The organism is Streptomyces cyaneus (assembly GCF_004028635.1).
GTDB lineage: Bacteria > Actinomycetota > Actinomycetes > Streptomycetales > Streptomycetaceae > Streptomyces > Streptomyces cyaneus.
On record NZ_RQJW01000003.1, the window covers coordinates 526799 to 540124 of the forward strand.

Annotated in this window: 12 protein-coding genes and 1 pseudogene; 6 read left to right on the forward strand and 7 right to left on the reverse strand. The window is 72.0% G+C overall.

Annotated elements, in window-relative coordinates:
• Nucleotides 1-5 precede the first annotated feature (5 nt).
• The 3 genes from EHO50_RS11565 to EHO50_RS11575 are packed head-to-tail and all read left to right on the forward strand — an operon-like array spanning nt 6 to nt 3504.
• Nucleotides 6-1028, forward strand: coding sequence for an ABC transporter substrate-binding protein (locus EHO50_RS11565; RefSeq protein ID WP_128429808.1), 1023 nt, complete (start codon nt 6-8; stop codon nt 1026-1028).
• Nucleotides 1025-2131, forward strand: coding sequence for an acyl-CoA dehydrogenase family protein (locus EHO50_RS11570; protein ID WP_128429809.1), 1107 nt, complete (start codon nt 1025-1027; stop codon nt 2129-2131). The genes EHO50_RS11565 and EHO50_RS11570 overlap by 4 nt, the downstream gene beginning before the upstream one ends.
• The gene (locus EHO50_RS11575) at nt 2128-3504 is read left to right on the forward strand and encodes an FAD-binding oxidoreductase (protein WP_128429810.1); all 1377 of its coding nucleotides are present in this window, start codon (nt 2128-2130) and stop codon (nt 3502-3504) included. The genes EHO50_RS11570 and EHO50_RS11575 overlap by 4 nt, the downstream gene beginning before the upstream one ends.
• An 88-nt stretch (nt 3505-3592) precedes the next feature.
• Here the strand turns inward: EHO50_RS11575 and EHO50_RS11580 are convergent, their stop codons facing one another.
• Nucleotides 3593-3991 (reverse strand): SseB family protein, encoded by a 399-nt coding sequence (locus EHO50_RS11580; RefSeq protein ID WP_128429811.1) that lies wholly within the window; start codon nt 3989-3991, stop codon nt 3593-3595.
• A gap of 110 nt (nt 3992-4101) precedes the next feature.
• The gene (locus EHO50_RS11585; protein ID WP_128429812.1) at nt 4102-5343 is read right to left on the reverse strand and encodes an acyl-CoA dehydrogenase family protein; all 1242 of its coding nucleotides are present in this window, start codon (nt 5341-5343) and stop codon (nt 4102-4104) included.
• 184 nt (nt 5344-5527) lie between these two features.
• Here EHO50_RS11585 and EHO50_RS11590 point away from each other — a divergent pair, with 184 nt between their 5' ends.
• Together EHO50_RS11590 and EHO50_RS11595 are read left to right on the forward strand one after the other, a co-directional pair.
• The gene (locus tag EHO50_RS11590; protein ID WP_128429813.1) at nt 5528-6850 is read left to right on the forward strand and encodes a phosphoribosyltransferase family protein; all 1323 of its coding nucleotides are present in this window, start codon (nt 5528-5530) and stop codon (nt 6848-6850) included.
• 116 nt (nt 6851-6966) lie between these two features.
• The gene (locus tag EHO50_RS11595) at nt 6967-7881 is read left to right on the forward strand and encodes a peptidoglycan-binding domain-containing protein (protein WP_128429814.1); all 915 of its coding nucleotides are present in this window, start codon (nt 6967-6969) and stop codon (nt 7879-7881) included.
• A 35-nt stretch (nt 7882-7916) separates the two neighbouring features.
• On the opposite strand, the pseudogene EHO50_RS11600 reads toward EHO50_RS11595, so the two are convergent.
• The 4 genes and pseudogenes from EHO50_RS11600 to EHO50_RS11615 all read right to left on the reverse strand — a co-directional run.
• A pseudogene (locus EHO50_RS11600) lies at nt 7917-8618 on the reverse strand (Type 1 glutamine amidotransferase-like domain-containing protein); the annotation flags it as partial.
• On the reverse strand, nt 8615-9163 hold the full coding sequence (locus tag EHO50_RS11605) for a cysteine hydrolase family protein (RefSeq protein WP_128429815.1): 549 nt from the start codon (nt 9161-9163) through the stop codon (nt 8615-8617). The pseudogene EHO50_RS11600 and the gene EHO50_RS11605, both read right to left, overlap by 4 nt.
• Nucleotides 9160-10662 carry a purine-cytosine permease family protein gene (locus EHO50_RS11610; RefSeq protein WP_128429816.1) on the reverse strand — a complete coding sequence of 501 codons (1503 nt, stop codon included), beginning with the start codon at nt 10660-10662 and terminating at the stop codon, nt 9160-9162. Before EHO50_RS11610 ends, EHO50_RS11605 begins: the two co-directional genes overlap by 4 nt.
• Before the next feature lie 80 nt (nt 10663-10742).
• A complete protein-coding gene (locus tag EHO50_RS11615) occupies nt 10743-11438 on the reverse strand; it encodes a type 1 glutamine amidotransferase domain-containing protein (protein ID WP_128429817.1) in 696 nt (231 codons plus the stop codon).
• A gap of 83 nt (nt 11439-11521) precedes the next feature.
• On the opposite strand from EHO50_RS11615, the gene EHO50_RS11620 reads away from it, so the two are divergent.
• On the forward strand, nt 11522-12493 hold the full coding sequence (locus EHO50_RS11620) for a LysR family transcriptional regulator (protein WP_128429818.1): 972 nt from the start codon (nt 11522-11524) through the stop codon (nt 12491-12493).
• 351 nt (nt 12494-12844) lie between these two features.
• Here EHO50_RS11620 and EHO50_RS11625 read toward each other — a convergent pair whose 3' ends face one another.
• Nucleotides 12845-13321 carry a (2Fe-2S)-binding protein gene (locus EHO50_RS11625; RefSeq protein WP_128429819.1) on the reverse strand — a complete coding sequence of 159 codons (477 nt, stop codon included), beginning with the start codon at nt 13319-13321 and terminating at the stop codon, nt 12845-12847.
• Nucleotides 13322-13326 lie beyond the last annotated feature (5 nt).

Genomic DNA, 13326 nt, shown 5'->3' on the forward strand with positions numbered 1-13326 from the left:
ATCCCGTGTTGTTCCCCCGCACCCTGCGCTCGTCCGCCGCCGCGCTCGCCCTGCTCCTGCCGTTCGCGGCGGCCTGCGGCACCGAGGCCGAGGCGGAGTCCTCGTCCTCGGTCACCTTGAGAGTCGGCGCCACCGGCTGGAAGGTCGAGGAGGCGGTGCTGAAGTACGCCGGCCTCGACGACACGCCGTACCAGGTGAAGTGGAGCCAGTTCCAGGGCGGTGACCAGCAGCTCCAGGCGATCCGGGCCGGGGCGCTGGACCTCGCGTCATCCAGCGAGATCCCGCCGGTCTTCGCCGCCGCCGACGGTGACCCGAACTTCAAGGTCGTCGCGGTGCAGCGCGGGGCCACCCTCAACCAGGAGGTGGTCGTCCCCAAGGGCTCCAAGGTCACCGACATCGTCGGCCTGAAGGGCAAGAAGGTCGGCTACGTCCAGAACACCACCGCCCACTACTTCCTCTACGAGCTGCTGAAGCAGGCGGGCCTGAAGTGGTCCGACATCGACGCCAAGCCGCTCCTGCCGAACGACGGGCTCGCCGCCCTCAACGGCGGCGGCATCGACGCCTTCGCCTCGTACGGCACGTCGATCATCACCGCCCATCAGCAGGGCGCGACCACGGTCGGCTCGGGCAAGGACATCCTGTCCGGCAACTTCCTCTGGTCGGCGCGGGACAGCGTGCTGAAGAACCCGAAGCAGAAGGCGGCAGCCGCCGATCTGATCGCCCGGATCACGAAGGCGTACGCGTACGTCCGCGACGGCCACCTCGACGGCTTCGCCAAGATCACCGCCGACGCCACCCACCAACCCCTCGCCCAGGCCGAGAAGGACCTCGTCGACGCCCAGGCGCAACGCCCGACCCAGGCCCGCACGGTCGGCGACGACGCCATCGCCTCGCAGCAGAAGGTCGCCGACGTGTTCACCGAACTCGGGGCGCTGAAGGAACACTTGGACGTGAAATCGTTCTGGACCACCGGTCTGAACGCCGACCTCGACTCCGACCTGAACACCGACGTGAAGAAGGCCAAGTGACCGAGCGCATCGCCGAACTGGCCGCCGAGTACGACCGTTCGGCCGCCTTCCCCGCCGAGTCCCTCCGGATCGCGCACGAGTCGGGCCTGCTCACCGCGACGATCGGCGAGCGGTACGGCGGCCGGGGCGGGGGCGTCGAGGAGACGGCTCGGATCCTGCACTCCCTGGGGCGGCTCGACCCGTCCGTCGCGCTGATCACGGCGATGACGTTGAACACGCATGCCCGGCAGGCCGCCCAGCCGCACTGGCCGCAGGAGCTGTACGCGCGCGTGGCCAAGGAGTCGTTCGCGCGCCCGGTCCTGATCAACCACGCGCGCGTGGAGCCCGACCTGGGCTCGCCGGCTCGAGGCGGTTTGCCTGCCACCCGAGCCCGTCGCACCGCCGACGGCTGGGCGGTGAGCGGCACCAAGCGGTTCGTGACGGGCGCCGAGGGGCTGGACTGGTTCCTGGTGTGGGCGCACACCGACGAACCGGAGCCGCGCGTGGGCACCTTCCTGGTGCCCGGCGGCTCGCCGGGCATCGAGATCACAGGGCGCTGGGACCAGTTGGGGCTGCGGGCCAGCGGCAGCCACGACGTGACGTTCCACGAGGTGGCGGTCCCGTACGAGCACGTCATCGGGATCGGCCCGTACGGTGCGGCCGCCGAGCAGGACAACCGGGCGGGCGCGGCCCTCCATGTGCCGCTCGCCGCCCTCTACTTGGGCGTGGCCCGTGCCGCACAGGCGTACTTCCACACCTTCGCCCACGCGCGCGTGCCCGCCAACCTCGGCCATCCGGTGGCCCGTACGGAACGCTTCCGGCGCACGGCCGGCGAGATCGAGATGCTGCTCGCGACCGCCGAGCAGCTGGTGTTCGACGGTGCCGCGAAGCTCGACACCGGCGACGCCTCGTACACCCCGGAACAGGCCCTCGGCGCGCGCGTGCTGGCCGACCGGCACGGCGTACGGGCCGTGGAGCTGGCCGTACGGCTGCTGGGCAATCCCGGGCTGTCCCGCGGCAACCCGCTGGAGCGGCACTTCCGCGACATCCAGTGCGCGCCGGTGCACGCGCCCCAGGAGGACGTCTCCCTGCTCGCGATCGGAACGAAGGCACTCACCCCATGACGGCCGCACCCGAGACGACCGTGTCCGCCCGATTCCTGGGCCTGTTGGCCCGGGATCTGCCGCCCGACCGGCTGACCACTGACCCGGCCGCCCTCGTGGCGCACGCCACCGACCGCTCCGGCACCCGGCCGAGCGGCGAGCCGTTGGCCGTCGTGCACGCCCGGCGCACGCAGGACGTGACGGTGACGCTGCGGCACGCGCACGAGCTGCGGGTGCCGGTGGTGCCGCGCGGTGCGGGCACCGGCCTGTCCGGCGGGGCTTCGGCGCCGGAGGGCTCGCTCGTCCTGGACCTGTCCGGGATGAACCGGATCCTGGAACTGTCGGCGGACGATCAGCTCGCCGTCGTCGAACCCGGTGTGATCACCGCCGACCTGGACCGGGCGGCGGGCGAGCACGGGTTGCGCTACGCGCCCGACCCGGCGAGCGCGGCCCTGTCCACGATCGGCGGGAACATCGCGACCAACGCGGGCGGGCTGCGGTGCGCGAAGTACGGAGTGACCCGGGACAGTGTGCTGGGCCTGGAGGCGGTGCTCGCCGACGGGACGGTGCTCAGGACCGGCCGCCGGACCGTCAAGGGCGTCACCGGCTACGACCTCACCGCCCTGCTCACCGGCTCGGAGGGCACCCTCGCGGTGATCACGTCGGCGACTCTGCGGCTGCGTCCGGTGCCGGTGGCGACGGCCACCGTCGCGGCGTACTTCCCTTCCTTCGAGGCGGCCGCCGCGGCCTCGTACGCGATCGGCCGGGCCGGTGTCGAGCCCGCGCTGGCGGAGCTGGTGGACGGCCCGGTGCTGGGTGCCATCGATCCGGCGCTGCGGGAGCGTGGGGCGGCGCTGCTGGTCGTGCAGTGCGACGGTACGGGCGCGGCGGCCGAGGCCGCGGTGGTCGCGCGGCTGCTGGCCCCCCTGGCCACATCCGTCGAGACCACCGACGATCCGGCGGAGGCGGAGGCCCTGCTCGCCGCCCGGAGGCTCGCCCTGCCGGCGCTGGAGCGGCTGGGGCGGCCGCTGATCGAGGACATCGCGGTTCCGCGGTCCCGTCTGGCGGAGGCGGTGCGGGAGATCGCAGCGATTTCCGTACGCCATGACGTGCCCGTCTTCACGATCGCGCACGCGGCGGACGGGAACCTGCACCCGATCATCGTCGTGGACCCGTCCCTGGACCGGCTGCCCGACGCGGCGTGGGAGGCGGCGGGCGAGATCTTCGCGCTGGCGCTGCGTCTCGGCGGGACGCTGACCGGGGAGCACGGGGTGGGTGTGCTGAAGCGGCAGTGGGTGGCCGAGGAGCTCGGGCCCGCGGCGCATGCCGTGCAGCGGCGGCTGAAGGAGGCGTTCGACCCGCGGGGGATCCTCAATCCCGGAAAGGCGCTGTGAGCGCACACAGGGGATGACACGAGGGGGATGACACGAAGGGGATGAGCGGCGTCCGTGCCGCTCATCCCCTTGGCGTCGTGGTCCGGCGCTAAGGCCGCGCCAGTAGGGTCCGTACCCCCTCCGACGTCAGGGTCAGGGGGTGTGCGGAGCCGGCGTCTATGGTCAGGGCCAGGTCGTCGGCCGGCCACTGGGAGGCCAGTGCGCCCAGCGGTACCAGGCGGTAGCGGGAGACGAAGGGCAGCAGCTCGGCCATCGCGGGCTCGGAGGTGAACACGGGGACGACCGGCTCACCGCCTGCCCTCTCGATGACCGGCAGCGCCACGGCGCCCGGGTCGGTGGCGTCCTGCTCGGCGTCGTCGGGCACGGGGACGAGGACCTCGCTGCTCGCCAGCGTGTCCATCGCTGCCGCGTCCTCGGTGTTGTCGGCCAGCGCGTCCAGCGCCTGCCGGGCCGGAGTGGCGGTGTTGTCGTTCGCGGGTGTTTCCATGGCAGATCCCCTGGTAGCGGCGGTTGGGCGGTCCTGCTCGCGTACCCGATCCGGACCGGAGCATTCCTGTGACTGACCAGGGGATCGACGGGGTCGGCAGAAGAACGTCCTCAGGGGATCAACGGAATGTGTTCGGAGGGAAGCCCCAGGCGGTCACAGCCGACCCGGCGGGCGAGGGGCTCTGCCATGCCGGGGCCGACGTGGGTCCAGTACGTGGCCGCGTCCCGGAAGTAGCGCTGCATCCGCTCGCCGTCGCGCGCGTGCCGGGAACCGGCCGTACGGAAGAGGGTGCCCTGGAGGACGTCCCAGGTCATGCGGCCCGCGTTCAGGAACATCAGCGCGAGGCGGTTGTCCTCGGCGACGGTGAAGGGGGCGTTGCCGGTGGTGTTGCGCCGGCAGGTCTCCATCCATTCCTCCGCGGTGCGCTGCAGTGCCGCCTCGGCCGTGTGGATCACACCGAGGGCCTCGCCGAGGTGCCGCTGGTAGTCGTGGAGCTCGGCTCGGGTGCGGTCGGGTTCCAGGGTGAGGGGGCGGTCGGCGACGGCCCGGGCGTACTCGTCGGCTGCGGCGTACGCGGTGCCGATCATGATGGCGGCCAGTTCGCCGTGGAAGAAGCTCGGCGCCCGGCCGGCGTACATGGGGTTGCCGTGCAGCTCGGAGCCGACGCTGCCGCCCTCGACGGGCAGGTCGAGCAGGCTCGCCTCGCGGGTGAGGTGGGCGGGGATGCGGGCCTGCTCCATGTGGATGCTGTTGGAGCCGCTGCCGCGCAGGCCGAGGACACCGTGCCAGTCGTCGAGCACGGTCCACACCGAGCGCGGGGCGACGAACAGTACCGGCGGTCCGGGCGGGGCGCCGGGGCGGTCGGGGGCGCGCAGGGTCTGGCCGACGTAGTGGGTGGAGTAGGGGGCTCCCGAGGAGTAGGGCCAGGTGCCGTCGAGGACGACATGGCCGTCGCCGGCCGGCTGGGCGACGCCGATGGGCGCCACCGAGGACGCGGCACGGAAGTCGCCGTCGGCGCCGAAGATCTCGTCCTGCGCCTTCTCCCCGAAGAGTGTGGCGACCTGCAGGACGTGGGCGGCGGTGAGCGACAGGGCCCAGCCGGTGGAGGGGCAGCCGCGGGCGATCTCGGTGACGACGCGGTAGAAGGTGGGCAGGCCGAACTCGTAGCCGCCGTAGCGGCGCGGCTGGAGGATCCGGTAGAAGCCGGCCCGCAGGAAGTCGTCGTGGGTGTCCTTGGGGTAGTGCGTCAGCCGTTCTGTTTCCGGCTGGCGTTCGAGCAGCACGGGCCGCAGGTGCACGGCGCGTTCGACGATGTCGCGTTCGGTCAGACCGGGCTCGGGAGCGGCGATCACGATGCCTCCTGACGTGTGGGGCCGTCCGTTCGTGCCGTGATGCGTGACGCGATACGAGTGATTGAACACGGCAACCGCCAGGGCGGCACCGACCGGATATCGCCAAGTGCCGGGCCGCGGGCGAACAGTCGTAGCCTGAAGAGGTAAGGACAGGCTCCCGCCCTCGTGGGCGCGGGAGGCGGCGATGCGATACGACGACCGCAGGGCAGCCGGGCTGCTGCTGGCCGAGGGGCTTCAGGAGCTGCACGGCCAGGATGTGGTGGTGCTCGGGCTGCCGCGGGGTGGGGTGCCCGTGGCGGCCGAGGTGGCCCGGTGTCTCGGCGCCCCGCTGGATGTGCTGGTGGTGCGCAAGCTGGGCGTGCCCGAGCAGCCGGAGTGGGGCTTCGGGGCGATCGGCGAGCACGGGGTCCGTGTCCTCAACCGGAACGTGATCGGCGAGGCTGGGCTGGATTCCGCCGAGCAGGAGGCCGTCGAGGCGGTCGAGCGGGCCGAGCTGGAGCGGCGCGTGCGCAGTTACCGCCGAGGGCGCGAAGCGCTGCCGGTCGCCGGGCGTACGGCCGTCGTGGTGGACGACGGGCTCGCCACCGGGGCCACGGCCGAGGCCGCCTGCCGGGTCGTACGAGGTCAGGGCGCGGCCCGGGTCGTGCTCGCCGTGCCCGTCGGCCCTGACCACAGCGTCGCCCGGCTGCGGCAGGTGGCCGACGAGGTCGTCTGCCCGCAGACCCACGAGGTCCTCGGCTCGGTGGGTGCCTGGTACCGGGATTTCGCCCAGGTCTCGGACGCCGAGGTCACGTCCCTGCTCGCGCAGGCCGCCCGGTCGATGCCCGGCTCCCCCGCCGCGGCCACGCCCCCGAACCGTGAGGTGCTGATCCCGGCCGCCGGAGCTCAGCTAGGCGCCCGCCTGGTCGTGCCGGAGGGTGCGCCGGCCGCCGTGGCGTTCGCGCACGGCAGTGGCAGCGGCCGGCACAGCCCACGCAACCGGTACGTGGCCACCGCCCTGAACCGGGCGGGCCTGGCCACCCTGCTGCTCGACCTCCTCACCGACGACGAGGCCCAAGACCGGCACAACGTCTTCGACATCCTCCTGCTCGCCCGGCGCCTGCACGCCGCATCCGTGTGGCTGCACCGGGAAAGCGGCCTGCCCGTCGCCTACTTCGGGGCCAGCACCGGAGCCGCCGCCGCGCTGGAGGCGGCCGCGCTGTCCGGCTCCGAGATCCGCTCGGTCGTCTCCCGCGGCGGCCGCCCGGACCTGGCGACTCCGGCGGCGCTGACCCGTCTTCGGGCACCGACCCTGCTCATCGTCGGCAGTCGCGACACCCAGGTGCTCAGCCTCAACCGCCTTGCCGCCGACCGGATGCACTGCGAGCACCGGATCGCCGTCGTCCCCGGCGCCACCCACCTCTTCGAGGAACCCGGAACCCTCACCACCGTCGCCGAACTGGCCCGCGACTGGTTCACCACGCATCTCGACCGGCCCACCGCGCGGACGCCCCGTCGTTCCGCCTAGGGCCGCTGGTTCTCGGCCGCCCGGAGGGGCTGGTTCCGCCAAATCCCGGGCTCATGGAGATTGCGTGGAGAACGTCTGTTTAAATTTCCACCATCTGCACGGAGAGGGACCTGCACGTGAGCGAACCGAACGGCCCTGTCTGCCCCGAGTGCGGCACCCCTCTGGCGACGGACGGCACATCGGCCTGCTCGTGCGGCCGCCTCGCGTCCGACGCCCATCGCGAGACGCGCACGGCTGAGGCGGCGGCCGCGGAGGACTTCGATCCGGTGCGGATACGGCCGTTTGTGGAGCTCGGTGACGGCTCGGGGGAGGGCGGAGATCCGGACGACCCGCCCATCATTTCCTCGACGGCAACGCCTGCCGTCGACCGCGGCCTCTCCGACGTACCCCAACTCGGCGGAGACGAACGGCAGCCGGCGGACGCGCAGACCCCGGCGGGCACCCGGCGCGGACGCCGCACCCTCGTGATCACCGGGGCGGGCGCCGCGCTGGCCGTCCTGCTGACGGGAGCCTTCGTCAGCGGCCTCTTCACGTACGACAGCCCCTCGCGGGACGGGTCGCTGCCCGACGGTGTGCGGGCGCCCCTGCCCGACGGTTCGGCCCCGGAGGACAACTCCCCTGGGGAGCAGTCGAACGGCACCTCCTCCGCGGCGGCGCCCGTGAGTCCGACCGGGTCGTCGAGTACGCCCTCTACGGGCGGCTCGGACAATCCGAGCACCTCCCCCACGCCGACCGGCACCCCGTCCGGCCCCGGCACCACCACGAGTGCTTCCCCCACCCCCGCGCCGAGCGCCCCGCAGGACGCAGCTCCGGTCCTCCGACTCGGCGACCAGGGACCGGAAGTCACCGAACTCCAGCTCCGCCTGCGCCAGATCGGCCACTACGGCGGAAACGTCGACGGCGACTACGACCGCGAGGTCGAAGGCGCGGTACGCACGTACCAGCTCACCCGCGTCATCCTCGGCGACGAGTCCGGCGTGTACGGCAGGGAGACCCGCAAGTCGCTCGAATCCGAGACCTCTGAGCCGTAATTTCCGAGCCGTGGTTTCCGAGCCGAGATTCGAGACAGGATCCGGCACGGAAGCACCCGCTCGTCGGCCTCACCGGCCCCCTCCGTCACCCGGTACACGGACGCGCCCGGAACCCGGGACACGGTCTCCGTGAGCCGGCCGTCCGTGAAGAGGGCGCCGGTGCCGTCGTCGAGGGCCCATCCGGCGGGCAGGACGCCCGTCGCCACGGCGGCCCGGTAGGACGGGCGGCGCCCGGGTTCGCTGTCGTAGTGCGGGCACACCGAACCCGGCAGCAGGCCCAGGCCGTCCGGCAGGAAGGTGAGCGGGCCGAAGGAGTCGGTGTGCGAGCTCTCGGCCCAGCAGTTGGCACCCGCGCTGATGCCGCACAGCAGGGTTCCCTGGTCGTAGGCCTCGCGCAGCAGGCGGTCCACGCCGTGCACGTGCCACACGGCGAGGAGGTTCGCGGTGTTGCCGCCGCCGACGTAGACGACGTCCTGAGCGAGCACGAACGCGCGCAGCGCCTCGTCGTCGAGCTTCCTCTCGAACAGGCGCAGGACGGAGGGCTCGCAGTCCGGCCGGTCACGGAAGGCGACGAGGAACTTCTCGATGTACGCGGGGGCGTCGCCGCCGGCCGTGGGCAGGAAGCAGACCTTTGGGCGAGGCGTGCGCGCATGCCCCAGCACCCAGTCGTCCAACAGGCCGTCGTCGTCGGTGGAGAAACCTCCGCCGAGGAGGGCCAGGCGATGCGGGTGGCTCACATCGTCTCCTCCAGCAGCTCTGCCACGGTCGTCACGCGGATCAACGGCCGGTACAGGTCCATCACTTGCAGCGCCTTGGCGTGCGAGTCGTCGTCCGCACCCGCGCAGGCATCGGCGACGACCAGCACCTCGACGCCCGCGTCGGCCGCCGCCAGGGCCGTCGACAGGACGCAGCAGTCGGTGCTGACGCCGGCCAGGACCAGGCGGCCCTCCGAGGTGGTGCATCGGGCCAGTTCCGGAGTCCACTTACCGAAGGTGGTGGCGTCCAGGACGTGGCGTGCATGGGCGGCGAACTCGTCCGTCAGCTGCCAGAGTTGGGCCTGCGGAGGTTGCAGGGCGAAGGGGTTCTGCTTGTAATACGCCCGCCATGCGCCTTCCGGTTCGCCGGGTGCCACGAAACGGGTGAACGTGACCCGGTCCCCGAAGGCCGGCAGCAGGCGCCGTACGCCTGCCGCCGCTTCGGCGAATCTTGGGGAGGCCCAGGGGCTGTCGGGGTCGGCGAAGACGCGCTGCATGTCGATGACGGCGAGCCACCCGGTGGTCATACGGTGGCCCCCTCGTCCGCCGTCGGGCTCGGTGCCTGTGCCTCCTGTTCGCGGACGCGTCCGCGCCGCAGCACCAGTGTGCCGACGAAGCCGAGGGCGAGGGCCGCGAGGACGCCGAGGTTGGCGTAGGCCCAGCCGCCGGACCTGCCGCCGAGGCCCAGGGGGCCGAGCAGATAGCCCTGCCAGTCCAGCCAGCCCGCCGCCGAGTTGGTGACCAGGCCCCAGCCGAGGGCGGTGGCGCCGAGGGTCAGGAGCAGTGGCGTGAGCGGTACGTCGCCGTAGCGGCCGGTCGGGCGGTAGAGGTCGGGCTCGTCGTAGGCGCCGCGGCGCAGGGTCAGGTCGGCGAGCATGATGCCGCACCATGCGGCGATGGGCACGCCGAGGGTGGTGAGGAAGCCCATGAACGGGCCGAGGAAGTCGTCGGCGACGAACACGATGTAGACCGAGCCCACGATCATCAGCACGCCGTCGACCAGTGCGGCCACGTAGCGGGGCATGCGCAGGCCCGCCGAGAGCAGGGCCAGGCCGGAGGAGTAGATGTCCAGGACCGCGCCGCCGACGAGGCCGAGGACGGCGACGACGGCGAACGGGACCAGGAACCAGGTCGGCAGGATCGTCGTCAGTGCGCCGATCGGGTCGGCGGCGACGGCGGCGCTGAGCTTGCCGGACGAACCGGCCAGCAGGAGTCCGAAGACCAGCAGGAGCAGGGGCGCCAGTGAGGCGCCGAAGGCGGTCCAGCCGATCACGCCCCGGCTCGATGCGGTGCGCGGCAGATAGCGGGAGTAGTCGGCGGCCGCGTTGACCCATCCGAGGCCGAAGCCGGTCATCATGAAGACGAGGGCGCCGATGAACTCCTGGGCGGAGCCCGCCGGTACGGCGCTGACGGCGGACCAGTGGATGTGGTCGGCGACGAGGGCGACGTAGACGACGGTGAGCACGCCCGTGACCACGGTGATCACGGTCTGCAGCCGCATGATCAGGTCGAAGCCCATGACACCGACGACGACGGTCAACGCCCCGACCAGGACAAGGGCGACCACCTTGGTCTCGGTGCCGCCGCCCCAGCCGAGCCGGCCGAACACGGTCGCGGTGGCCATGGTGGCCAGGGCGCACAGCACGGTCTCCCAGCCGACGGTGAGGACCCAGGAGATCACCGACGGCAGGCGGTTGCCGCGCACTCCGTACGCGGCGCGAGCGAGCACCATCGTCGGCGCGGACCCGCGCTTTCCGGCCACGGCGACGAATCCGCACAGCAGGAAGGAGAAGACGATGCCGACGACTCCCGCGACCAGCGCCTGCCAGAAGGAGATCCCGAAGCCGAGCGCGAAGGCACCGTAACTCAGGCCCAGGATCGACACGTTGGCGCCGAACCACGGCCAGAACAGGGTGCGGGGAGTGCCTTTGCGTTCGGCGTCGGCGATCACGTCGAGGCCGTGGGTCTCCACCTGGAGCTTTCGGCCCGGGGGTCGGTCGTCGAATGGGTCCGGGGGTGTGATCATCCCGGCATCGTCGCACCGCTCACTCCGCCGGGGAAGACGGAGGCCGATCAGCGCTCGCCGGGCCGGGCGGCGCCCATGGTTCAGCCCAGCTTCTTCAGCAGTTCGACGGCGAGCGGGGCGGAGGAGGCGGGGTTCTGGCCGGTGACCAGGTTGCGGTCGACGACGACGTTCGGGACCCACGGCTCGCCCACCTGGACCTGCACGCCGGCCTCGGTGAGCCGGTCCTGCAGCAGCCACTTGGCCTTGTCGGCGAGGCCGCCCTGGATCTCCTCGGCATTGGTGAACGCGGCCACCCGGTAGTCGGCGAAGGTGTTGGTGCCGTCGGCCTCGGTGGCGGCGAGCAGTGCGGCGGGCGCATGGCAGACGACGCCCAGCGGCTTGCCGGACTCCAGGGCGAGGGTCAACAGCCTGCCGGAGTCGGCGTTCACGACCAGGTCCTCCATCGGTCCGTGACCGCCGGGGTAGAACACGGCCGCGTAGTCGTCGAGGTTCACGTCCTCCAGACGGGCCGGCTCCCGCAGCTCCGTCATCGCGGCGAGCACGGCGGCAACCCGGTCGGCGTTCTCCTGACCGCCGTTGACCTCGGCCGCGAGGCTGCCCTGGTCGACGGGCGGCACGACGCCGCCCGGCGTGGCCACGACGACCTCGTGACCGGCGGCCTTGAACGCCTCGTAGGGGGCGACCGCCTCCTCCGCCCAGAAGCCGGTGGGGTGCTTGGTGCCGTCGGCCAGCGTCCAGTGGTCGGCGCCGGTCATCACGAAAAGGATCTTCGACATGGGGTGCTCTTTCGAGAGGCTCAGTACGTCGTCGCACCGACCGTACGCACGCCCTGCCATTGGAATCCAATAGGCTCATGCATATGAGACATAAGGATTCCAATGGGGAGGCCAGGGGGGAGGCGGAGAGCGTCCAGCCCAGCGGTGCGGCGCAAGTGGACCTGAACCTGTTGCGCACCTTCCTGGCCGTGTACCGCACCGGCTCCTTCACCGCCGCCGCCCGTCTGCTGGGCCTGTCCCAGCCGACGGTCACCACACAGATCCGCACACTGGAGCGCCAGCTGGACCGGGAGCTGTTCCAGCGTCTGGCGCGCGGCGTCACCCCGGCTCCCTACGCGGACGAGCTCGCCTCCCGGATCGTCGAGCCGCTGGACGCCCTCGCCACCGTCACAGGGCCGGGCGGCTCCCTGGAGGTCCAGCAGCCGGAGCCGGTGCATCTCGCCGGTCCGGCCGAGCTGCTCACCCACCGCGTCATGCCGACCCTCGCGCCACTGGTCGACAAGGGCGTACGGCTGCGCATCACCCCAGGCCTGACCGAACCGCTTCTGGAGGAGCTGCGGGCGGGCCGCTACGACCTGGTGGTCTCGACCTACCGGCCGCGCGGGCGCACCCTGGCCTCGGTGCCGATGACGGACGAGGAGTTCGTACTGGTCACGGCTCCCGCCTGGGCGGAGCGCATCGGCGGGCCGGCACGGATCGCTGCCGACGGGCCCGCCGCGCTGCACGGCGTGCCGCTGGTCGCCTACGCCGAGGACGTTCCGATCGTGCGCCGTTACTGGCGTCATGTCTTCGGCAAGCGTCTGGTGCGCCACCCCGCGGTCACCATGCCCGACCTGAACGCGGTCAAGGCCGCGGTGGCGGGCGGTACGGGGTTCAGCGTGCTCCCCCGCTACCTGTGCGCCGCCGAGCTGGCCTCGGGCGTACTGGTCCTGCTGCACGACCCGGACGATCCGCCCATCAACACCGGCTTCCTCGTCCAGCGCCCGGGCTCGTCCGGCAACCCGCATGTCGCCCTGGTCCGCGACCACCTGCTGGCGACCTTTCGGGACTGGTGACTCCCCGAGAATCAGCGGGCGTTGGGTCGCAGCGCATGGGTGCGCAGCGCCTGGGCCAACGAGGCGGGGCTGTCCCGACGACGAACTGGCGGACCTGCACCTGATCCGGGGCGTCGACAAACTCGTCGCCTCAGCCCGCCCAACCACGGCACCACGTTCTTGGGCCTCGACCTGCTCGCCGCCGCGATCCCGGGGGCACCGCGCTCCTCGGGGCGGCCTGCAAGGCGCGCCGGGTGGCGAGACCGACCCGGACTTCACCTGCACGGTGATTGCCACGTGGTACGACGAGGTCGCCACCCCGTACCCCTCGGCCTACCTCGACGCCGCCCCGCACGTCACCCGCGGGCGCGTTCAGTACTTCTTCGCGCCCGCCACGATCGCCTCGCGGATGCGGTGGTAGGTCCCGCAGCGGCAGACGTTGCGGATCTCGTCGAGGTCGGCCTCGGTGATGTCGCGCCCCTCCTCGCGGGCCTGGCGGACCTTGGCGACAGCGGTCATGATCTGGCCGGGCTGGCAGTAGCCGCACTGGGCGACGTCGTACTCCAGCCAGGCCTCCTGCATGGGGTGGAGCTCCTTGCCGACCGTGGCGGGCAGGCCCTCGATGGTGGTGACCTCGTCGGAGGGACGGAGGTCCTTCACCGGGACCGAACAGGGGTTGAACGCCTTGCCGTTGATGTGGCTCGTGCACGCCTGGCACACTCCGAGGCCGCATCCGTACTTCGGTCCGGTGACGCCCAGGACGTCCCGTAGCACCCACAGCAGCCGTACGTCGTCCTCGATGTCCACGGTGACGGACTCGCCGTTGAGGATGAAGGTGTGTTCGGGCACGGTGG

Bases quoted from the DNA above. Each gene is read 5' to 3' on its own strand.
- EHO50_RS11575 (WP_128429810.1), top strand. From the start codon at position 2,128: ATGACGGCCGCACCCGAGACGACCGTGTCCGCCCGATTCCTGGGCCTG.
- EHO50_RS11580 (WP_128429811.1), bottom strand. From the start codon at position 3,991: ATGGAAACACCCGCGAACGACAACACCGCCACTCCGGCCCGGCAGGCG.
- EHO50_RS11590 (WP_128429813.1), top strand. From the start codon at position 5,528: ATGCGATACGACGACCGCAGGGCAGCCGGGCTGCTGCTGGCCGAGGGG.
- EHO50_RS11605 (WP_128429815.1), bottom strand. From the start codon at position 9,163: ATGACCACCGGGTGGCTCGCCGTCATCGACATGCAGCGCGTCTTCGCC.
- EHO50_RS11610 (WP_128429816.1), bottom strand. From the start codon at position 10,662: ATGATCACACCCCCGGACCCATTCGACGACCGACCCCCGGGCCGAAAG.
- EHO50_RS11615 (WP_128429817.1), bottom strand. From the start codon at position 11,438: ATGTCGAAGATCCTTTTCGTGATGACCGGCGCCGACCACTGGACGCTG.
- EHO50_RS11620 (WP_128429818.1), top strand. From the start codon at position 11,522: ATGAGACATAAGGATTCCAATGGGGAGGCCAGGGGGGAGGCGGAGAGC.